The sequence below is a fragment of the Microbacterium sp. Leaf151 genome (assembly GCF_001424225.1).
Classification (GTDB): Bacteria; Actinomycetota; Actinomycetes; order Actinomycetales; family Microbacteriaceae; genus Microbacterium.
Window position 1 is genome coordinate 12,558 of sequence record NZ_LMOR01000005.1, and the last position, 21,018, is coordinate 33,575.

Annotated in this window: 19 protein-coding genes and 1 rRNA gene; 7 read left to right on the forward strand and 13 right to left on the reverse strand. The window is 70.7% G+C overall.

Features of this window, described 5'->3' with window-relative positions:
* Positions 1–50: 50 nt before the first annotated feature.
* From ASF76_RS16310 to ASF76_RS16340, 7 genes are all read left to right on the forward strand, one after another.
* Complete coding sequence (locus ASF76_RS16310) at positions 51–971, forward strand: NAD-dependent epimerase/dehydratase family protein (RefSeq protein ID WP_055960337.1); 921 nt, start codon at positions 51–53, stop codon at positions 969–971.
* On the forward strand, positions 968–2,068 hold the full coding sequence (locus ASF76_RS16315) for a glycosyltransferase (protein WP_055960341.1): 1,101 nt from the start codon (positions 968–970) through the stop codon (positions 2,066–2,068). Before ASF76_RS16310 ends, ASF76_RS16315 begins: the two co-directional genes overlap by 4 nt.
* Complete coding sequence (locus tag ASF76_RS16320) at positions 2,065–3,177, forward strand: glycosyltransferase family 4 protein (protein WP_055960344.1); 1,113 nt, start codon at positions 2,065–2,067, stop codon at positions 3,175–3,177. The genes ASF76_RS16315 and ASF76_RS16320 overlap by 4 nt, the downstream gene beginning before the upstream one ends.
* A 9-nt stretch (positions 3,178–3,186) precedes the next feature.
* On the forward strand, positions 3,187–4,089 hold the full coding sequence (locus ASF76_RS16325) for an SDR family oxidoreductase (protein WP_055960347.1): 903 nt from the start codon (positions 3,187–3,189) through the stop codon (positions 4,087–4,089).
* A 316-nt stretch (positions 4,090–4,405) separates the two neighbouring features.
* The gene (locus tag ASF76_RS16330) at positions 4,406–5,800 is read left to right on the forward strand and encodes an alpha/beta fold hydrolase (RefSeq protein WP_055960350.1); all 1,395 of its coding nucleotides are present in this window, start codon (positions 4,406–4,408) and stop codon (positions 5,798–5,800) included.
* The gene (locus ASF76_RS16335) at positions 5,797–7,347 is read left to right on the forward strand and encodes a GMC family oxidoreductase (RefSeq protein ID WP_055960352.1); all 1,551 of its coding nucleotides are present in this window, start codon (positions 5,797–5,799) and stop codon (positions 7,345–7,347) included. Before ASF76_RS16330 ends, ASF76_RS16335 begins: the two co-directional genes overlap by 4 nt.
* Before the next feature lie 222 nt (positions 7,348–7,569).
* A complete protein-coding gene (locus tag ASF76_RS16340) occupies positions 7,570–7,914 on the forward strand; it encodes a LysR family transcriptional regulator (protein ID WP_055960355.1) in 345 nt (114 codons plus the stop codon).
* 248 nt (positions 7,915–8,162) lie between these two features.
* On the opposite strand, the gene ASF76_RS16345 is transcribed toward ASF76_RS16340, so the two are convergent.
* The 13 genes from ASF76_RS16345 to rrf all read right to left on the reverse strand — a co-directional run bounded on the left by ASF76_RS16345 (position 8,163) and on the right by rrf (position 20,969).
* Entirely contained in the window at positions 8,163–9,803 is a 1,641-nt protein-coding gene (locus ASF76_RS16345) for an ABC-F family ATP-binding cassette domain-containing protein (RefSeq protein ID WP_055960358.1), read from the reverse strand.
* A gap of 12 nt (positions 9,804–9,815) precedes the next feature.
* Positions 9,816–10,307, reverse strand: coding sequence for a hypothetical protein (locus tag ASF76_RS16350; protein ID WP_055960361.1), 492 nt, complete (start codon positions 10,305–10,307; stop codon positions 9,816–9,818).
* A gap of 7 nt (positions 10,308–10,314) precedes the next feature.
* Positions 10,315–10,794, reverse strand: a complete 480-nt coding sequence (locus tag ASF76_RS16355) for a hypothetical protein (protein WP_055960364.1) — start codon at positions 10,792–10,794, stop codon at positions 10,315–10,317.
* Positions 10,795–10,933: 139 nt separating this feature from the next.
* Complete coding sequence (gene xerD, locus ASF76_RS16360; protein ID WP_055960369.1) at positions 10,934–11,863, reverse strand: site-specific tyrosine recombinase XerD; 930 nt, start codon at positions 11,861–11,863, stop codon at positions 10,934–10,936.
* A 1-nt stretch (position 11,864) separates the two neighbouring features.
* Complete coding sequence (locus tag ASF76_RS16365) at positions 11,865–12,443, reverse strand: NUDIX domain-containing protein (RefSeq protein ID WP_055960372.1); 579 nt, start codon at positions 12,441–12,443, stop codon at positions 11,865–11,867.
* A gap of 1 nt (position 12,444) precedes the next feature.
* On the reverse strand, positions 12,445–14,142 hold the full coding sequence (locus ASF76_RS16370; RefSeq protein WP_055960375.1) for a CTP synthase: 1,698 nt from the start codon (positions 14,140–14,142) through the stop codon (positions 12,445–12,447).
* Between the two features lie 107 nt (positions 14,143–14,249).
* Positions 14,250–15,947: a DNA repair protein RecN gene (recN, locus tag ASF76_RS16375; protein WP_055960378.1), complete on the reverse strand. Its 1,698-nt coding sequence runs from the start codon at positions 15,945–15,947 to the stop codon at positions 14,250–14,252.
* The gene (locus ASF76_RS16380) at positions 15,944–16,864 is read right to left on the reverse strand and encodes an NAD kinase (RefSeq protein ID WP_055960380.1); all 921 of its coding nucleotides are present in this window, start codon (positions 16,862–16,864) and stop codon (positions 15,944–15,946) included. Before ASF76_RS16380 ends, recN begins: the two co-directional genes overlap by 4 nt.
* Positions 16,861–17,661, reverse strand: coding sequence for a TlyA family RNA methyltransferase (locus ASF76_RS16385; RefSeq protein ID WP_055960383.1), 801 nt, complete (start codon positions 17,659–17,661; stop codon positions 16,861–16,863). The genes ASF76_RS16380 and ASF76_RS16385 overlap by 4 nt, the downstream gene beginning before the upstream one ends.
* Positions 17,658–17,828, reverse strand: a complete 171-nt coding sequence (locus ASF76_RS17380) for a hypothetical protein (protein WP_200936157.1) — start codon at positions 17,826–17,828, stop codon at positions 17,658–17,660. Before ASF76_RS17380 ends, ASF76_RS16385 begins: the two co-directional genes overlap by 4 nt.
* Positions 17,829–17,847: 19 nt before the next feature.
* A complete protein-coding gene (locus tag ASF76_RS16395; protein ID WP_055960394.1) occupies positions 17,848–18,882 on the reverse strand; it encodes an HAD-IIA family hydrolase in 1,035 nt (344 codons plus the stop codon).
* Positions 18,882–19,748: a hypothetical protein gene (locus ASF76_RS16400; protein ID WP_235561346.1), complete on the reverse strand. Its 867-nt coding sequence runs from the start codon at positions 19,746–19,748 to the stop codon at positions 18,882–18,884. The genes ASF76_RS16395 and ASF76_RS16400 overlap by 1 nt, the downstream gene beginning before the upstream one ends.
* Before the next feature lie 1,104 nt (positions 19,749–20,852).
* A 5S ribosomal RNA gene (gene rrf / locus ASF76_RS16410) occupies positions 20,853–20,969 on the reverse strand.
* Positions 20,970–21,018 lie beyond the last annotated feature (49 nt).

The window sequence follows — 21,018 nt, forward strand, 5'->3', positions numbered from 1 at the left end:
CCGGCTGAGAGGGCCCCGCACATGACCGACCGTTCCCCGGCTCGTCGCTGATGGCGCGCTGCCTGGTCATCGGGGCCAACGGCTTCCTCGGCTCCCGCCTCACCGACGCCCTCGTCGCCGCCGATCACGAGGTGACCGCGTTCGATCGCTTCAGCCGCGGCACGCGCGCCTTCTCGTCCACCGACCTCACCGTCGTTCCCGGAGACTTCCTCAGCGTCGCCGACCTCGCCGCCGCCGTCTCCGGCCAGGACTACGTCTTCCACTTCCTGTCCACCACCACGCCGGCCACCGTCGATGCGGACCCCACCATCGACCTGCGTACGAACGTCCAGCAGAGCGTCGAGTTGCTCGCGTTGTGCGCCCGCGCCGGCATCCATCGCCTGTTCTACGCCTCCAGCGGCGGCGCGATCTACGGACCCCAGCCCGGCGCGACGTTCGTCGAAGACGCCCCCGCCGCCCCCGTCTCTCCCTACGGCATCGGCAAGCTCGCGGTCGAGCGGTACATCGACTACTACGCGGCGACCGCCGGACTCGCCGCCGTCTCGCTCCGCATCTCGAACCCGTACGGAGCGAACGCGAACCCGTCGAAGCGGCAGGGCGTCATCCCGATCACCCTCAACCGCATCCTGCGTGCGGAGCCGATCGTGCAACTGGGCGACGGGTCGATGATCCGCGACTACATCCACGTCGACGATCTGATCCGGCGCATCCTGCGGATGGTGGATTCCGAGCCCCGGCACCGCGTCTACAACCTCGGCAGCGGCCAGGGCACGTCGGTGGCGGAGGTGCTCGCGACCGTCCGAGATGTCGTGGGCCGCGACTTCCCGGTGCGCACGGACCCGAAGCCCGCCACCTTCGTCGACCACGTCGTGCTCGACGTCAGCCGCTTCGTCGACGAGTTCGGTGCCGACGACGACCTGTCCCTGACCGAGGGCATCGCCCGCACCTGGATGGAGATGACGACCGCATGATGCGCGTGCTGCACGTGACCGAAGCGATGGGGAGCGGCGTCCTCAGCGTCGTCGACAGCATCTCGCGCCGCCAGGCCGAGGCCGGCGCCGAGGTGCGCGTGCTGTTCCTCCCGCGCCCCGAGACCCCGTCCGACGAGGCGCTGCGCGCGCGCTTCCACCCCGACGTCGAGCTGACGCGACTGTCCACGGGCGCGCGGCTCGGCGACCTCCGCGCGCTGCACCGCACGATGCGCGACGTCGGTGACGTCGACGTGGTGCACGCGCACTCGAGCTTCGCGGGGGCGATCGTCCGGCGGGCGCTGCGCGGGCGCCGAGACCCCGCCACGGTCTTCTACTCGCCGCACGGTTTCGCCTTCCTGCGTCTCGACCTGCCCTCCGCCGTCCGCGCCGTACTCCGCCTCGTCGAGCGACGCCTCGCCCGCCACTCCACGCTGATCCTCACGTCTCCGTCGGAGTTCGCCCTGGCACAGTCGGCCCTGACTCCCCCGCGCGCGCACCTGCTGCAGACCGGTGTCGCCTCCGACACCGTCTCGCGGCGTCCGCGACGCCCCGACCGCATGCGGCGACCGGTGGTGGGCATGGTGGGCCGCGTCACCTATCAGAAGGCCCCGTGGCGCTTCGCCGCCGCCGCCCGGGCGCTCGAGGACCGCGCCGATTTCGTCTGGATCGGCGCGGGCGCGCCCGACGACGAGACGAGATGGTTCGCCGACGCTCCGGTGCGCGTGACCGGCTGGGTCTCGCCGCAGGAGCTGGCCGCGTACATCAACGGGCTCGACGTGCTGCTGTTCCCCTCCCTGTGGGAGGGGATGTCGCTGTCGCTCATCCAGGCGCAGGCCCAGGGCCTGCCCGCCGTGGTCTCCGACGTCGTCGGCAATCGCGACACCGTCGCCGACGGGATCACCGGGTTCGTCCGCAGTACGGACGAAGCGCTGATCACCGCGACCGCCCTTCTCCTCGACGACGCCGGACTCCGCGAGCGCATGTCCGCGGCGGCGCTCGACTGGGCCCGGCGCACGCTCACCGACGACCGGGTCGGCGACGACTCGCTCGCCCTGTACGCCGCGGCCCTCGCCCCGCGAGAGCGGTCGTCACGATGACCGTCGTCAACGCCCGGTTCCTCACGCAGCGCACCACCGGCATCCAGCGCTTCGCCACCGAGATCGCGCGCGAGCTCCTCGTGCTTCGCGACGACGTGATCCTGGCCGTCCCGCCGGGCGAGGTCGACACGGCCGGACTCGACCCGACCCGCATCGTGCAGGTCGGCCGTACCCGCGGTCACGCGTGGGAGCAGCTCGATCTGCCGCTGTTCGCCCGACGGCGTCGCGAGCTCCTGCTCAACCTCGCGAGCACGGGGCCGACGTGGTACCGGCCGCAGATCTCCACGCATCACGACATCACCTACATCCGGCACCCTGAGAGCTTCGGTCGCCGTTTCCGGGCCGTTTACGGCGTCGTCGTGCCGCGCCTGATCGCCCGCAGCGACGGTCTGCTGACGGTGAGCGAGTTCTCTCGCGGCGAGATCGCCGACCACTTCGGTGTGGATCCGGCACGGTTCACGGTGGCCCACAATGGCGCCGACGCCCGCTTCCACCCGGGCGAGGGCGCCACCGGTCGCCCCTATCTGCTCGCGGTGTCCTCGCCCAACGCGCACAAGAACTTCACCCGCATGCTGGCGGCTTTCGAGCGCTTCGCCGAGACGCACGCCGACGTCGAGCTGCGCGTGGTCGGCAGCCAGACGAACAGCTTCTCGCGGCAGCGTTACGACGGCTCCCACGCCCGGGTTCGCTTCCTCGGTCGCGTCGACGACGACGAGCTGACGGCGCTCTACCGCGGCGCGATCGCCTTCGTCTTCCCCTCGCTGTACGAGGGGTTCGGCATCCCTCCGCTCGAAGCGCAGCAGTGCGGGTGTCCGGTGATCGCCGCGCGCGCGGCATCCCTGCCCGAGGTGCTCGCCTCCTCGGCGGTGTACGTCGACCCCTACGACGAGGCCGACCTGGCCGACGCCATGGGGCGCGTCGTCGACGATCCGACCCTGCGCGCACACCTCGTCGCCGCGGGCCTGGCCAACGCCGAGCGCTTCTCGTGGCGCGCCTCCGCGGAGCGCGTGTCGGGCGTGATCGACGACGTGCTGAGCGGCCGGTCGAGCCCCGTCGCCGCGACGACCGGTCGCGTCAAGGCCCAGGCCGTGCGGCATCCGGGTGCCTAGCGTCGGGGCATGACCTCCGATCGCGACCAGTTCACTTTCGACAACCCCGTCACCCGCTACGCGCGCGTCGAGCCGCCCGTGCAGCACCAGCCCGAGCCCGGGGTCCAGGCCGACATGACGCCCGTCCCCGACCTCGGCGAGAAGACCTACCGCGGCCTCGGCCGCCTGACCGGACGCAAGGCCCTCATCACCGGTGGAGACTCGGGCATCGGCGGAGCGGTCGCCATCGCCTTCGCCCGAGAGGGCGCCGACGTGGCGATCGTGCACCTTCCCGACGAGCAGCGAGACGCCGATCACGTGCTCGCGCAGATCCGGGATGCCGGACGTACGGGCGCCTCCATCGCGCTCGACATCACCGAGGCGGCGGCGTGCCGCGAGCTGGTCGATCGTGCGGCCGAAGCGCTCGGGGGCCTCGACATCGTCGTGAACAACGCCGGGAAGCAGGTGATGGTCGAAAAGGTCGAAGACCTCAGCGACGAGCAGTTCGAGTCGACCTTCCGCACCAACGTCTTCGCACCGTTCTGGATCACGAAGGCGGCGCTGGCGTACCTGCCCGAGGGCGGCACCATCATCAACACCGCGTCGCTCGAGGCGTACGTTCCCGCCCCCGACCGGCTCGACTACGCCGCCACCAAGGCCGCCATCAACAACCTGTCGAAGGGGCTCGCCCAGCAGCTCGCCTCGCGCGGCATCCGCGTCAACGTCGTCGCCCCCGGACCCACCTGGTCGGCGCTGCAGGTGAGTCAGGGTGTGTCCGACGACCAGATGGAGCACTTCGACGACGAGAGCACCTACCAGCGCGCGGGGCAGCCGGCCGAGATCGCCCCGGCGTTCGTGTTCCTCGCCTCGGCGGAGTCCAGCTACGTCTCGGGCGAGACGCTGAACGTCAACGGCGGCATGGTGACCCCGTAAGCCCACCACCCCGCCCGCCCGAGCGCCCCGACCGCCCCCACGGTCGGGGCGTTCGGGTGCATCAGCGACGGGCGCACCTCAGCCTGCAGATGCGCGCGACTCGGAAACGCGACGCGGCCGACGCCCCTCGGCGTGATTTCCGGGTCGGGAGGCCCGAGTTCTCCAGAGTTCGGCCCGCCCCCGCCCCGCCCCGGCTTTACCGGCCCCTCGACCCGGAAGACGGCCCGTCTCTCCGCCGACGGACGACGCTCTTGCGCAAAACGGCTCCATCCGCAACCGACCCTCCCCGACTCGGCCGGTGAGCGAGCGTGAGGACATGCCCTCCGAGAACGCCACCGCCCCGGGCGGGGCGCCCGTGACCCTTTATCTGCTGCACGCGCTCGGCGCGAGCGCCCGATCCTTCGACCGCCTCGCCGAACGTCTCGACGGCCGCGTACGCGTGGAGGGCATCGATCTCCCCGGCTTCGGCTCGCTCGCCACGGCCTCGGACTCCTCGCTCGACGGCTCGGTCGACCACGTGATCACGCATCTCGCCCGGCACGCGCGCGGTCGCTGGGTCCTCGGCGGGCACAGCATGGGCGGCAAGATCGCGGCCCTGGTGGCATCCCGTGTCCTTCGCGGCGACGCGCCACTCGTGGGCCTGGCCGGAATGGTGTTGATGGCCCCCTCGCCGCCGCGTCCCGAGCCGATGGACGAGGAGCGCCGCCAGCGCATGCTCTCGTGGGTGGCCGATGGAGCGATCTCCGAAGCCGATGCCGAGACGTTCGTCGATCAGAACACGGCCGAGCCGCTCGACACCCCCGCACACGACCTCGCCCGCGAGGATCTGGGGCGTACCGCTCCTGCCGCGTGGCGGGCCTGGCTCGAGACCGGCAGCCGCGTCGACGCCTCGACCGATGTCGGCACCCTCGATCTCCCCACCCTCGTCCTGGCCGGCACCGACGACGACGACCTCGGTGCGGCCGCGCAGCCGGGGCTCCTGGCATCCGTCTATCCGCGCGCCCGTTTCGTCACCCTCGACGACACCGGTCACCTGATCCCGTTCGAGCGGACCTCCGAGGCCGCCGAGGCCATCGCGCACTTCGTCGACGACGAGGTGCTGCCAGGGCCCGTCATCCCCGACGATTGGGCGACGCTCATCGCGGGTGACCGCGTGGATGCCCGCGTGCGCGGCATCCTGAATCTCCGCGCCGTTCCCGACGACCGCGGCTACGCGCCCTCCGTGCTCGACGTCGCGCAGCTCACGCTGCTGCGCGAGATCGCCGACCTCGTCGTGCCGCAGGACGGTCCTCCCATCGATCTGGCTGCCCGCGTCGACGCACAGCTCGCGCGCGGCGAGGGCGATGGGTGGCGCAACGCCGACCTACCGCCCGATCCCGAGGCCTACCGCGCCGGGCTCGACACTCTTTCCGGAGTCTGGCCGACCGATCCGACAGCCCGCGAAGAGGTTCTCCGCGCCGCGATCGAGGGGACGACGGATGCCGATGGCCCCCTCGACGCGGCTCGTCTGAAGTTGTGGCTCGAAGACGCCCGCAACGACCTCGTGCGCCAGTGGCTGGCGCACCCGGCGAGCATGGCGCGCGTCGGATACGACGGCTTCGCCACCGGGGGCAGCCCCATGCGCGGGTACGTGGAGCTCCGGCTCGGACGCCGCGAGGACTGGGAGCCCGCCGGTGTCGGCGGCACCGTGACGACAGGAGACGCGGCATGAACCTCGAGCAGATGCGCACATTCGGCACGGACGAGACGGTCGATGTCGTCGTGATCGGGACGGGCGCGGGAGGTGCGCCCCTGACATCCGAGCTGGCCAGGAAAGGCCTGAGCGTCGTTGCGATCGAGGCCGGTCGCCACTTCGCACTCGACGATCTCACCGCCGACGAGACCGAGGCCGTCGAGATCAACTGGATGTCGGAGCGCCTGAGCGGGGGCGACGACCCCACCGCGTTCGGGCCGAACAACAGCGGCCGCGGCGTCGGCGGTTCGATGCTGCACTGGGGTGCGTTCACCCCGCGCCCCGACCGGCGTGATCTGGCCCTGCGCACCGAATCCGGCGTGGGGCGCGATTGGCCCGTCGACCCCGATGAGTTGTTGTCGTACGTCGAGCGTGTCGAGGGCGATATCGGCGTCTCGGGCCCGACCCCCTACCCGTGGGATCCGGCCCGCACGTACGCGTACGCCCCGGCGAAGCGCAACGCGCCGGCGAACCTGGTCGCGAAGGGCTGCGACGCCCTCGGTATCCGCTGGGCCGATGCCCCCGCCGCCGTCCTCACGCGCGCCCGACTGCAGGATCACCACGGCGAGCGCAGCGCGTGCGTGAATTGCGGCGAGTGCCACCAGGGGTGCCGGGTGGATGCCAAGGCCTCCACGGCGAACACGTACCTTCCCGCGGCGGTCGCCGCCGGCGCCGAGATCCGCGCCGAGGCGATGGTGCACACGATCGAGCTCGATGCCCGCGGGCACGTCGCCGCGGTCGTGTACCGCCAGGGCGGTGTGGATGTGCGACAGCGCTGCCGGTCGCTCGTGCTCGCCGGCGGCGGGGTCGAGACGCCGCGCCTCCTGCTGCACACGGGCCTCGCGAACGACAACGGCCAGGTGGGGCGCAACTTCCTCGCGCACGGTGCGACGCAGGTGTGGGGCCGATTCGACGAGCCGGTGCGCGGACATCGCGGCTACCCGTCGTCGCTCATCAGCGAGGACATGATGCGTCCGGCCGACGCCGACTTCGCCGGCGGGTATCTCGTGCAGAGCCTCGGCGTCATGCCGTTGACCTTCTCGACGACGCTCGTGCGCGGAGGGGGGCTGTGGGGCCCCGATCTGATGCAGCGGCTCGACCAGTCGCGGTTCATGGCCGGCATCGGCATCAACGGCGAGTGTCTGCCGTCCGATGACAACCGGCTGACCCTCGTCGACGAGACCGACGAGTTCGGCATCCCCCGTGCCCGGGTGACTTTCAGCGCAGGCGAGAACGAGAAGGCGATGGACCGTCACGCGACGGCGTTCATGCTGCGGGTGATGGAGGCATCGGGTGCCCGCGAGACGATGGTGCTGGCCCGCACGGCCCACACGATCGGCACGTGCCGCATGTCGACCGATCCCTCGGACGGTGTGGTGGATGCGGACGGGCGCTCGCACGAGATCCCGAACCTGTGGATCTGCGACAACTCGGTGTTCCCCTCCGCCATCGCCGCGAACCCGGCGCTGACGATCATGGCGCTGTCGCTGCGCACCGCCGACCGTTTCCTCGCCTCGGCCGCCTGACCCGGCGCGACCGCCTCGCGACGTGACCGCCCCGTCCGGCGGCGGACCCGGTGTACTGGGTCGGCCGCCGGCTCACCGCCTCGCGAGATGACACGATCCGCGCGAGATCACAGATCGCCGCACCTCCCCAGCGTGTGATGTGGTCACGATCGTGTGCCGTCGCCGCCCGATCAGCTAATGCCGCGCCCACACCGGCGCTGCGCACACGGGAGAATGGATGCCATGAAGCTCGAGCACCTCGTCCGGTTCGCGGCCCTCGCCGAGGAGCTGCACTTCCCCCGCGCGGCCGAGAAGCTCCGCATTCCCCTGGCATCCCTGTACACGACGATCGACAAGCTCGAAGAAGAGGTGGGGCAGCCCCTCATCTCGCGCACTCCGCCGACGCAGCTCACGCCCGCGGGTCGCCTGCTGCTCGAAGAGGCGCACCACCGCATCGCCGACGCCCCGCCACCCGCCGCGAAACAGCAGACACCCGGGGGTGGCAAGGCCAAGGCGTCGAAGGGCAAGGGCCGCGCCCCGATCGTCAAGGGACAGCCGAAGCCGTACAAGAAACGCCAGGGCCGCTGAGCCCAGCCCCACCCACGCATAAACGCGATCCGCGCGCCGAAACGCTCTCTCAGCGCGTTTATGTGCGCAGGTCGCGTTTATGCGGTGAGTTTCCGCCCGGCATGCAGCGGGCGCGCATCGCGCCGCCCGGCATGCGTCGAGAGCGCACCACGCGGGGCCGACATCCGGCGAGCGCGCACCGCCCGCCGAACGGCAGCTGGCGCGATGGGGGCGAAGCGGAACCCTCCTCCCGAACGCGGCAGCGACCACTACAGCTCGGTGACGACCCCGGCCTCGACGCGCCAGCGCCGATCGGTCTGCACGGCCGCGAGCATGCGCCGGTCGTGCGTCACGAGCAGCAACGTGCCCGTGTACGACTCCAGCGCCTGCTCGAGCTGCTCGATCGCGGGAAGGTCGAGGTGGTTGGTCGGCTCGTCGAGCACGAGCACATTCACGCCGCGAGCCTGCAGCAGCGCGAGTCCCGCGCGCGTGCGCTCACCGGGCGACAGCGCGTCGACGGGACGCGTGACGTGGTCGGCCTTGAGCCCGAACTTCGCCAGCAGGGTCCGCACCTCGCCGGCGGTGAGCTCGGGCACGAATCCCTCGAACGTCTCGGCGAGTGGTCGCTCCCCCACCAGGAGCGACCGGGCCTGATCGATCTCGCCGATCTCGACGCTCGCGCCGAGACTCGCGGTTCCCTCGTCGGGCGTCTGGCGACCCAGGATGCCACGCAGCAGCGTGGACTTACCGGCACCGTTCGGCCCGGTGATGCCGATCCGCTCCCCGGCGTTCACCTGCAGCGAGACCGGTCCCAGCGTGAAGTCGCCCTGACGGAAGACGGCGCCCGACAACGTCGACACCACCGAGCTCGACCGCGGAGCCGAACCGATGGTGAACTCGAGCTGCCATTCCTTGCGCGGTTCGTCGACCTCGTCCAGGCGGGCGATGCGGCTCTCCATCTGTCGGACCTTCTGCGCCTGCTTCTCGCTCGACTCCACGGACGCCTTGCGACGGATCTTGTCGTTGTCGGGCGCCTTCTTCATGGCGTTGCGCACACCCTGACTCGACCACTCCCGCTGCGTGCGAGCGCGTGAGACGAGGTCGGCCTTGGTCTCGGCGAATTCCTCGTACTTCTCGCGCGCCTGCCGGCGCAGTGTCGCGCGCTCCTCGAGGTAGGCGTCGTAGCCGCCGCCGTAGACACGGTGCGCGTTCTGCGCGAGGTCGAGCTCGAGCACGCGGGTGACCGAACGGGCCAAGAACTCGCGATCGTGGCTGACGAGCACGACCCCACCCCGCAGGCCCTTCACGAACGTCTCAAGGCGCTCCAGGCCATCGAGGTCGAGGTCGTTCGTCGGCTCGTCGAGCAGAGCGATGTCGAAGCGCGACAGCAGCAACGCCGCCAGGCCCACGCGAGCGGCCTGTCCACCCGAGAGTCCGGTCATGAACGCGTCCGGGCCGACGTCGAGCCCGAGATCGGCGAGCACCTGCGGCATCCGCTCGTCGAGGTCGGCGGCGCCGCTCGCAAGCCACCGCTCGAGGGCCGTCGCATAGGCGTCGTCGGCCCCCACGGCGTCGGGGTCGCCGAGCGCCACCGCGGTGGCATCCATCTCACGCGTCGCCTCCGCAGCGCCCGTGCGCCGAGCGATGTACGCGGCGACGGTCTCGCCGTCGACGCGCTCATGCTCCTGCGGCAGCCAGCCGACGAACGCGTCCGACGGCGCGAGGCTGATCGCTCCGCCCTGCGCTTCGTCGACTCCGGCGAGCAGACGCAACAGCGTCGATTTGCCCGCACCGTTCGCACCGACGACGCCGATCACATCGCCCGGCGCGACCGTGAGGTCGACGCCCTCGAACAGCGTGCGGTGTCCGTATCCGCCGGCGAGGTTCTGGGCGACGAGCGTGGCGGTCATCCCCCTAGTCTCTCAGGGCAGGAGGCTCGCCTCGCGGCCTCGGCGTGCGGCCGATGCCCGTCGGTCGTGGTCGCGCTGAACGGGTCGCGATATCGACAGCGCACAGAGCGCGACGACCAGCGCCGGCGCACAGATGCCGAGGGAGACCGGCAGTTGTCCCCACACGTCCTCAGCGCTTTCTCGGTACCCCACCACCACGACGCAGGTCCATCCGACAGCGAGCATCGTCGTCGCGCTGGCGGCAATGCTGGCCGCTCCTGGACGCAGGCGCGACCGAACCGCGCGGACACGCAGACAGATCCACGTCAACACGGGCGCACCACCGACGGCAGCGACTCCCCCCAGCGTCCGCGTGACGTCGACCGACGATATGTCGCTCGCCGATAGCAGAGGGGCCACTCCGAGCGAGAGGACTGCGGACACCGCGAGCGCCAGCACCACTGCGATGTAGAGCAGCGACAGCCACCACGCTCCCCCGGCGTCACTGATCGTGCGCGTGCTCATGCTCCCCTCAACCGCCCGGCCCGACTCCCGCTGCAGACTGCATTCGACGAAGAGCGGCTACAGCGATGAGACCCAGGATGCCGAGAACGGCGACGGGGACGGTGAAACCCGTCAGCACCATCAGGGAGAACGGCCAAGGCAGGTCGGGGAGATGGCGATACACGCTGGACCCCCATAGCGCGAAGACACCGACCGTCCAGGCAAGCGTGACGAGCGCAACGAGCACCCAGGCGCCTCCGCGCGGCATTCGCGTCCGGCGAGCCAGCGCGAGCGCGGCGAGGACGCTGAAGGCGACGCCGGTTCCAGCGAGTGCGAGACCGATCACGACGGTGGCCCACTCCTCGCCTTTCGAGCTGTATCCCCAGAGCGAGGCGAACATCACGACCGCCCACACACAGCACAGCACGGACCACGGAATGAAGGATGCGAGGAGCAAAGCGCCCTCGCCCCAGGCCCGCAACCGTCGCGGCGTGGGCGATGCGCTCATCGATGCCCTCTCACTTCGTCGCGATGAGGAGTACCCCGCAGGACACGGTCCACACGCGAGCCCTCCCCCATGACGACCATTATCCGGGGGTCCGCTATCTCTTGCTTCCCCCAGAGGGAGGAGGCCATGGTCTTTCCGCTCACCGTGCCCGCGGGTGCGAGGTCGCGTACACGTCGCGGAGGGCTTCGACGGTGACGTGCGTGTAGATCTGCGTCGTCGCGACCGAGGCGTGCCCGAGCAGTTCCTGCACGACGCGCACGTCCGCACCGCCCTGCAGCAGATGGGTCGCGAAGGAGTGCCGGAGCGTGTGCGGCGACACGTGCGAGGTGAGACCCGCGCGCTCCGCCGCAGCCTGGATGACGAGCCACGCACTCTGCCGCGACAGCGGCGCTCCCCGCACGCCGAGGAACAAACGCGGCGTCGCCCGCCCCTTCGCGGCGAGGACCGGTCGCACCCGGGTCAGGTAGGCCTCCACGGCCGCGCGCGCGTACGACCCAACGGGCACGATGCGCTCCTTGTCACCCTTGCCCCGCACCCGCAGCAGGTCACCGTGGGCGGTGTCGTCGACGTCGAGCTGCACGATCTCCGACACCCGGGCACCGGTCGCGTAGAGCAGTTCGAGCAGAGCCCGATCGCGGACGGCCGACGGCTCCGCCGCCGAGGCATCGGCCGACCCGGGCGCAGGTCCCGCGGCATCCAGCAGGTCGTCGACCTGGGCGATGGTCAGGGCCTTCGGCAGGCGACGGGGAGCCTTGGGCGGGCGCAGACGACCGCTCGGGTCGACCTCGACACGGCCCTCGCGCACGAGGAAGCGATGCAGGCCCCGCACGGACGACTGCAGCCGTGCGAGAGAAGAGGATGCCGGCGCCGGGACCGCCGACGCCCGCTCGGCTGCGAATTCGGCGATCAGCCCCGGCGTGACGGCCTCCACCTCGGTCACGCCCCGCGCGCCCAGCCATTCGCCGTACACCGCCAGGTCGCGGCGATACGCGGCGACGGTGTGGTCGGAGAGCCCACGCTCGAGCGCGACGTGCCGGAGGTAGGTCTCGACCGCACGCTCGAGCTCCACGTCAGTGGGTGGCGGCCTCGCGGCGCAGCACCTCGGCCGTGGCGAGCACGCCCGTCGCGAGGATGCCGTTGCGCAGACGCCCCGCCAGCACACCGTCGATGACGTCGGCCAGCGGCACTCGCTCGACCCTCATATCGGACTCCTCGTGCTCACGCTCGTAGTCGCTCTCGACCGCCCTCAACCCCCGGGCGAGGAACACGTGCACGACCTCGTCGTTGCCTCCGGGCGTGGTGTGCATCGAGATCAGGTGCTGCCACCGGTCGGCCTCGAGGTCCACCTCCTCGGTCAGCTCGCGCTTCGCCGTCTCCAGCGGCGGCTCGCCGTCCACGTCGAGAAGCCCGGCAGGGATCTCCCAGTCGCGCTCCTTGATGGGGTGGCGGTACTGCTGGATGAGCACGACGCGCTCGTCGTCGTCGACGGCCACGACGGCGGCTGCTCCCGGGTGGTCGACGTACTGCCGCGTCATCTCACCGTCGCCGTAGCGCACGGTGTCGCTGCGCACGTCCCACACCGCACCCTCGTACACGAGGTCGCTTGCGACGACCTCGAGGTCGACGCGCTCGTCGCGCAGCTCTTCCACGTCAGTCCTCCTCGTCGTCGAACAGCTCGCTCGCACGGTGTCGCTCGAGAGCGGCGCCGACGAGACCGCGGAAGAGCGGGTGCGGCTCCGTCGGACGCGAGCGCAGCTCGGGGTGAGCCTGCGTGGCGATGTAATAGGGGTGCACGTCGCGGGGCAGCTCGACGAACTCCACGAGATCGAGGTCGGGATTGAGCCCCGAGAAGACCAGACCTGCGTCGCTGAGCTGTCGACGGTAGGCGTTGTTCACTTCGTAGCGGTGGCGGTGACGCTCCGAGATGCGGTTCGCCCCGTAGACCTCGGCGGCGAGAGACCCCTCCGCGAGGTCGGCCGGGTACAGCCCGAGACGCATCGTGCCGCCGAGGTCGCCGCTCTCGAGGATGTCGACCTGCTCTGCCATGGTCGCCACGACCGCGTGGGCGGTGTCGGGATCGAACTCGCTCGACGAGGCGCCCTCGAGACCCGCAACCGTCCGGGCGTACTCGATGACCATGCACTGCAGGCCGAGGCAGATCCCCAGCGTGGGGATGCCCTGCTCGCGCGCGAATCGCAGCGCCCCGAGCTTGCCCTCGATGCCGCGGATGCCGAAGCCGCCGGGCACGATGATGCCGTCGACCGCGCCGAGCGCTTTGGCCGCACCCTCGGGCGTCTCGCACAGGTCGGAGGGGATCCACGTGATCTTCACCTGGGTCTCCTGACCGAAGCCACCGGCCTTGATGGCCTCGGTCACCGAGAGGTAGGCGTCGGGCAGGTCGATGTACTTGCCGACCAGGCCGATGGTGACCTCGTGCTTCGGGTTGTGTACGGCCTGCAGCACGCGCTGCCAGCGCGACCAGTCGACATCGGCCGCCTTGTCGAGATCGAGCGCGTCGACGATATGGGCGTCGAGACCCTGATCGTTCAGCATCGAAGGGATGTCGTAGATGCTCGGAACGTCGACCGCGTTGACCACGGCGTCTTCGTCGACATCGCACATGAGCGCGATCTTTCGCTTGTTCGACTCGGTGACGGGCCGGTCGCTGCGCAGCACGAGCGCGTCGGGCTGGATGCCGATCGAGCGCAGCGTCGCGACGGAGTGCTGCGTCGGCTTCGTCTTCTGCTCACCCGAGGCGCCCATGAAGGGCACGAGCGAGACGTGCACGAAGAAGACGTTCTTGCGGCCGAGCTCGTGGCGGATCTGGCGCGCCGACTCGATGAAGGGCTGCGACTCGATGTCGCCGACCGTGCCGCCGATCTCGGTGATGATGACGTCGGGCTGAGGACTCTCGGTGGCCTGCAGACGCATGCGGCGCTTGATCTCGTCGGTGATGTGCGGGATGACCTGCACCGTGTCGCCCAAGTACTCGCCCCGACGCTCGCGCGCGATGACCTGCGAATAGATCTGGCCCGTGGTGACGTTGGCCGCCTGACTCAACTCGATGTCGAGGAAGCGTTCGTAGTGTCCGATGTCGAGGTCGGTCTCGGCGCCGTCGTCGGTCACGAAGACCTCGCCGTGCTGGAACGGGTTCATCGTGCCCGGATCGACGTTGAGATACGGGTCGAGCTTCTGCATCACGACGCGCAGACCACGCGCGGTCAGAAGGTTGCCGAGGCTTGCCGCCGTCAGGCCCTTACCGAGTGAGGAGACCACTCCTCCGGTGACGAAGATGTGCTTCGTCGTGAAGGTTCTGCCGTCTGAATGTCCCGCGTCCGAAGTCTGCATCACGGGCTTCGATCCTATCAGTCGCGTCGGTGAGTCGTCTCGCAGTCTGGCACCACCCTCCGACATCCGCGTCACCGCATCATGACGATCGCGGGTCGATCGACCGATCAGCCGACCGCGCGACCGGTTTCCAGAAGCTCCCGTGCGTGGGTCAGCGCGGCATCCGAGTCGCTCAATCCCGAGAGCAGCCGCGCCATCTCGGCCTCCCGCTCGGCGCCGTCCAAACGTCGGACACTGGATGCCGTGACCGCACCGTCATTGCCCTTGACCACCGTCAGGTGGTTGCCGGCGAAGGCGGCCACCTGTGCGAGGTGCGTGACGGCGATGACCTGCGACGATTCCGCGAGACGCGCGAGACGGCGTCCCACCTCGATGGCCGCAGCTCCTCCGATGCCCGCATCGACCTCGTCGAACACGAAAGTCGGCACGGGGTCGACGCCGGCGATGACGACCTCGATGGCCAGCATCACGCGGCTGAGTTCTCCGCCCGAGGCGCCGCGCGACACCGGTCGCGGATCGGCCCCGGGGTGGGGCGCGAGCAGGATCGACACCTCGTCGCGGCCGTGACCGGCGGCGGCTGCGGGGGCCACGTCGACGGTGAGGTGCGCGTCGGGCAAGGCGAGCGCGTGGAGTTCCTCGGTCACCGCCGCCCCCAGCCGTTCCGCAGCCGATCGACGGATGGCGGTCAGCGCCTCAGCCGCGCCGTCGAGTTCCGCCGCGGCGGCGTCGCGTTGCGTCTGGAGACGCTCGAGACGGTCGCCGTCGTCGTCCAGTTCGACCAGCCGCGCGGATCCGGTCGCGAGCAGGGCGATGGCGGCATCCACTGATCCGTGAGCTCGGGCGAGGCCGGCGAGAACGCCGCGGCGTTCGTCGACCGCGGCGAGTTCGTGGGGCCCCGATTCGTCGAGGTCGGCGAGGTATCCCGACAGTGCGACGGCGGTGTCCGTGGCGCGGTATCCCAGGTCGGCCACCTGTTCGCCGATGACGGCGAGGGCTGCGTCGCTGCCGGCGATGCGCTCGAGAGCGCGACGCGCCTCGGCCAAGAGGGACACGACGTCGGGCGTGCCGTCGTCGTTCGACAGGGCGGCGTGCGCGGCGTCGGCGGCCAGACGCAGTTCTTCGGCGTTCGCGAGGCGCTCGGCACGGCGGGCGAGCTCGTCGTCCTCCCCGGTGACGGGGGCCGCGGCTTCGATCTCGGCGATGGCCGCCCGCAGCTGCTCGGCCTCGCGTGCGCGGTCGTCGCGGTCGGCTGTGAGCGTGGTCAGCTCGGCGTCGAGGGTCCGCCAGGCGTCCCAGGCTGCGCGATAGGCGGCGCGCGCGGCGGCGACCGGTTCGCCTCCGAAACGGTCGAGCGCATCGCGCTGCGCCGCCGACGACTTCAGTCGCAGCTGGTCGGACTGCCCGTGTACGACGACGAGGTCGTCGGCGAGATCGGCGAGCACGCCGGCGGGAGCTGTTCGGCCCCCGACCGTGGCGCGCCCGCGCCCCTCGCTCGACACCGTGCGCCCCAGGTACAGCTCGGCGGATCCGCCGCCGACGGGCTCGACGTCGCCGCCCGCCTCGCGCACCCGTGCCGCCACGGGGCCGTCTTCGGGGACGATCCAGACGCCCTCCACCGCGGCCTGGGATGCACCCTTGCGCACGGCGCCCGAGTCGGCTCGTTGGCCGAGCAGCAGTCCGAGCCCCGTGACGACCATCGTCTTGCCGGCTCCGGTCTCGCCCGTGATCGCGGTGAAGCCTCGACCGATGGGCAGCGTCGCGTCGGCGATGACGCCGAGATCGCGCAGGCGCATCTCTTCGATCACGCCGCACCTCCCGGCATGCCGCGCCAACCCGTCACCGGCAGACGGAACTTGCGCACCAGACGATCGGTGAAGGCGGCGGGGTGAAGACGCGCAAGTCGCACGGGCCGAGAAGACCGGCGCACCACCACCCGCGCACCGGGCGGCAAATCGTGCGAGCGTCTTCCGTCGCACCACAGGATGCCGCTCCCGCTCGTGCGCTCGAGAACCTCGACGGCAACACTCGCGTCGGGGCCGACCACGAGCGGTCGGGCGAAGAGAGCGTGCGCCGACAGAGGCACGACGGCGATGGCCTCGACCGTGGGCCAGACGATCGGTCCCCCGGCGGAGAAGTTGTAGGCCGTCGAGCCGGTGGGCGTCGCGATGACGACGCCGTCGCAACCGAACGACGACAGGGGCCGCCCGTCGACGGCCATGACGACCTCGAGCATGCGCTCTCGACTCGCCTTCTCGATGGTCGCCTCGTTCAGGGCCCACGTCTCGTAGATGACCCGGTCGTCGGCATCCTGGATCTTCACGGCGAGGGCCAGGCGCTCCTCGACCGTGTAGTCGCGGGCGATCACACGGCGCACGGCATCGTCCATGTCGTCGCGTTCGATCTCGGCGAGGAAGCCGACATGCCCCATGTTGATGCCCAGGATCGGCGCGGTTCCGCCGCGCACCATCTCGGCCGCGCGGAGGATCGTACCGTCGCCGCCGAGCACGATCGCGAGCTCGACGTCATCGATGGCGACGTCGACGCCGAGAGTGGCCACACCCTCGAGCGTGAGACGCTCCGCCAGTTCGGGTCGGTCTTCGGCGGAGACGACGGGAGTCGCACCCGCCGCACGGACCGCGGTGATGATGCGCTCGGCCGCGTGCACGGTGTCGTCACGGCGCGCGTGGACGACGAGGAGGATTCGGCGATCGCTGGGGGTCATCGGCTTCCGGTCAGTCGGGTCACGGTGCTCTCCCATTCTGAGGGGTCGCTGCCGTGGGTGGCCGAGAACCACGCGACGTACTCCTGGTTGCCGTGGGTTCCGACGATCGGCGAGGCGATCAGACCGGCGGTGGGCAGGCCCGCATCCCATGCGGACCAGAGCACGCCGTGCACCGCGTCGGAACGCAGCGCCGGGTCGGTCACCAGTCCACCCTTGACCGCCGTGCGGCCCACCTCGAATTGCGGCTTGATGAGCAGCACTGCGTCGGCGCCGGGCGCGGCGGTGGCGACGACGGCGGGCAGAACATGGCTGAGCGAGATGAACGACAGGTCGCCGGTCACCACGTGCGGGCGCGTCTCGATGCCCGTCGCGGCGGCGAGGGAGTCGGCGGTCATGAACCGCACGTTATACCCCTCCACCGATACGACGTCGGGATCGGATGCCACGACGGTGGACAACTGCCCGTGACCGACGTCGACGGCGAGGACCGGACGCGCTCCGCGCTCGCGCAGCACTTGGGTGAACCCCCCGGTGGACGCACCGAGGTCGAGCGCGACTCGCCCGTCGACGGCGATGGGGAACGCGTCGAGGGCGGCGATCAGCTTGTGGGCGCCGCGACTGACGTAGTGGTCGGCTCCGGCCACCTCGATCGCGCTCGACTCGTCGACCTGCGTCGCGGCCTTCACCACCGGACGACCGTCGACGTTCACGAGGCCCCCCGCGATGAGCTGGGTGGCGTGCGAGCGCGAGCGCGCGAGTCCGCGGGCGGCGAGCTCGGCATCGAGGCGCGGGCTCACGGCCGCGCCGCGACCGACGCGTCGGTCGGGGCCGACGCGAGTCGACGCGCGAGCTCGTCGTGCATCGCGGCGTATGCCTCCGCGCGGGTGTCGAGCGGTTGCGCCTCGATCAGGCGCACGCGGTCGATCAGCTCGGGCGCGGCATCCGGGGCGGTGCTGTCCGACATGGATGCCATGCTACCGACGTCAGCGCCCGCGGAAGGGGTCGGCGTACAGCTGCTCCGGTACGCGGAAGCCGAAGATAGCGCGTCCCGAGTTCCAGATGGCGGCGGCTCCCGCGCGCAGCAGGTCGATCTGTCGGCCTCCCTGCGACACGATTCGGAGATCGACGCCGTCGATCTCGACGATCGCGTCGCCCACGCGCGTGCGCGCGCCCTTCACGATCGTCGCCGGGTACGGCTCGAACAGCTGGCGCAGGTCTTCGACGATGTAGTCGGGGCGCTGCGACGGAATGGCTGCGAGCACCTGCTTCGGCCGATCGATTCCCGTCAGCACCAGCACCGACGGCATGTCGGCCGTACGCGCCCCTTGGATATCGGTGTCGAGGCGGTCGCCGATGAAGAGCGGTGCCTGGGCCCCCGTCCGAGTGACCGCCACATCGAAGATGGGGCGTTCGGGCTTCCCGGCGATCGTCGCGAGACGGCCGACCGCGGTATGGACGGCCGACACGAGGGTCCCGTTTCCCGGAGCGATGCCGCGTGCCTGCGGGATCGTCCAGTCGGTGTTCGTCGCGACCCACGGGATGCCCCCGTCTTCGACCGGCGTCGCGAGCGCGTAGGCGGCCTCGGCAAGCTGTGCCCAACCGACCTCCGGCGCGAAGCCCTGGACCACGGCCGCCGGCGCGTCGTCGGCGCTGCGTGTCACCGTGAACCCGGCCTTCTCGACTTCGACGACGAGCCCCTCCCCGCCGATGACGAGCAGCGTCGACCCCGCGGGTACGAGGTCCTTCATCAAGCGCATCGCGGCCTGCGGGCTCGTCGTGACGTCGGACGCCTCCACACGAAGCCCCAACGAAGACAGATGCTGCGCCACGGAGACATCGGTGCGGGAGGCGTTGTTGGTGATGTACCCGAGACGCTTCCCCTCGGCCTGGGCCCTGTTGAGGCTCTCGACGGCGTGCGGCAGGGCGCCCGGGCCGGCGTAGACGACGCCGTCGAGGTCGGCGAGGACGACGTCGATCCCGTCGAGCGGTGTCGCATCCGGCTTGGCCCGCCCGAAGATCACCGTTCACCCTCGCGCTCGTCGGCCGGCACGTCGACACTGCTCGATGACGCTTCGCGCGACTCCTCGTCCCCATGCCGTTCGCCCTCGACGACGTCGTCGGGGCTCGTCGTCACGACGTCCCCGTCCTCGTCGTCCTCCGCGAGACCGGCACCGTTTTCCTCGTCCATGGGGGCGGACCCGTCCTCGTCTTCCTCGGCGTGGACGGCCCCGTCTGCGTCGTCGACGACGTCGGCCACGGGAATGACCCCGGATGCCACGTCGACGCCGCCCTCGTCGTCGATGAGTTCGATCTCCTCGACCACGATCACCTCGCGATCCGCGACCCCCGAGGCCGCGTCGAGGGCGTCGGAGGCGATCTGGGCACGTCGTTCCCATTCGGCCGCCTCGTCATCGCGTCCGAGCTCCTCGAGCACGGCCGCTCGGGCGGAGAACAGCGCCGGACTCCACTCGAACGCGCGGTCCGGGTCAGCCTCCGGGATCTCGAGCTCCTGCAGTGCGCGCTCCGTCTCGCCGAGGTCAAGTCTTGCCCCCGACATGGCGATCGCGAGCTGGACGCGTACCGGAACCGACAGCGTCGAGCGGTCGACGGCGCGGCCTTCCTCGAGCGCACGGTCGGGTCGGCCGACGCCCCGTTCGCTGTCGACGATCAGCGGCAGCTGTTCGTCGGAGCCGGTGATGCGACGATGCGTACGGAGCTCCCGCAGTGCGAGGGCGAAGTCGCCGACGGCGTAGGCGGTGATCGCCACGGTCTCGCGGACGACGCCGACGCGGCCCGCGCTCCGGGATGCCGCCAGCGCATGCTCGTGCGCCAGCTCGGGTTCCTCATCGATGAGGCGGGCCGCCATGGCGAGGTGACGCGCCACGTTCTCGGCATTGTCCTTGCTCAGGGTTTTGAGCTCGTTCCGCGCTGCGCCAGGCAGGTCCCAGGCGGTGACTTCCTCGGGGATCTCCGGTCCGCGCTCGCGCCGGTCCTGGGGCGGGCGCGTGGCACGGGAGTCCTCGCGGTCGAACCGGCGGGGAGCGCCCGCGCCGGGGCGACGGTCTCCAGACGGCCGACGGTCGTTGCCGGCGAAGCCGCGCGAGTCGCCCTCACGACGGGGACGACCGGCGCCGCCACCATCCGTGCGGAAGGTCCGGTCTCCCGAACGCGGCGGACGCGAGTCGTTGTCGCGACGGAAAGGACGGTCGCCGTCTCGCGCAGGACGACCCGAACCCGCGCCGTCGCTACGGAACGGACGATCCCCCTCGCGCGGCGGGCGCGAATCGTTGTCGCGACGGAACGGGCGATCCCCGTCACGCGGCGGGCGCGAATCGTTGTCGCGACGGAACGGGCGATCCCCGTCACGCGGCGGGCGCGAATCGTTGTCGCGACGGAACGGGCGATCCCCCTCGCGCGGCGGACGCGAATCGTTGTCGCGACGGAAAGGACGGTCGCCGTCTCGCGCAGGACGACCCGAACCCGCGCCGTCGCGACGGAACGGGCGATCCCCCTCGCGCGGCGGACGCGAATCGTTGTCACGACGGAACGGGCGATCCCCCTCGCGCGGCGGACGCGAATCGTTGTCACGACGGAACGGACGATCGCCATCGCGTGAGGGCCGACCTGCGCCGCCGCCGTCACGTCGGACTGGCCGAGCATCTCCCGAACGCGCGGGTCGCCCGTCGCTGTCACGCCGGAAAGGACGATCGCCGTCAGGCTGCGGTCGTCCCGTCTGCGAACCCGAGGGACGCCCATCGCCGTCTCGACGGGCAGGGCGATCGCCGTCACCTCGTGAAGTCCGGTGGCCGCGCGATCCAAAGCTTCCGCCCTGAGAGCGCCCGCTGTCGGACGCGCGCCCACCCGAGCGCTCCTCGTTGCTCCTGCGGTCGTTCGCATCGTCCGTAGACATGACTGCCTCCCCGGGAAATTATGCCCGCAAATGCGAAATGGCCACCCAGCGTTGGGTGGCCATTTCGGCTTAAAGGAAGTCCGGCGGTGTCCTACTCTCCCACAGGGTCCCCCCTGCAGTACCATCGGCGCTGAGAGGCTTAGCTTCCGGGTTCGGAATGTGACCGGGCGTTTCCCTCTCGCTATGGCCGCCGAAACACTATTGATGTTCCGTAAACCAACAACGATATTTCATTGTTGTTGTT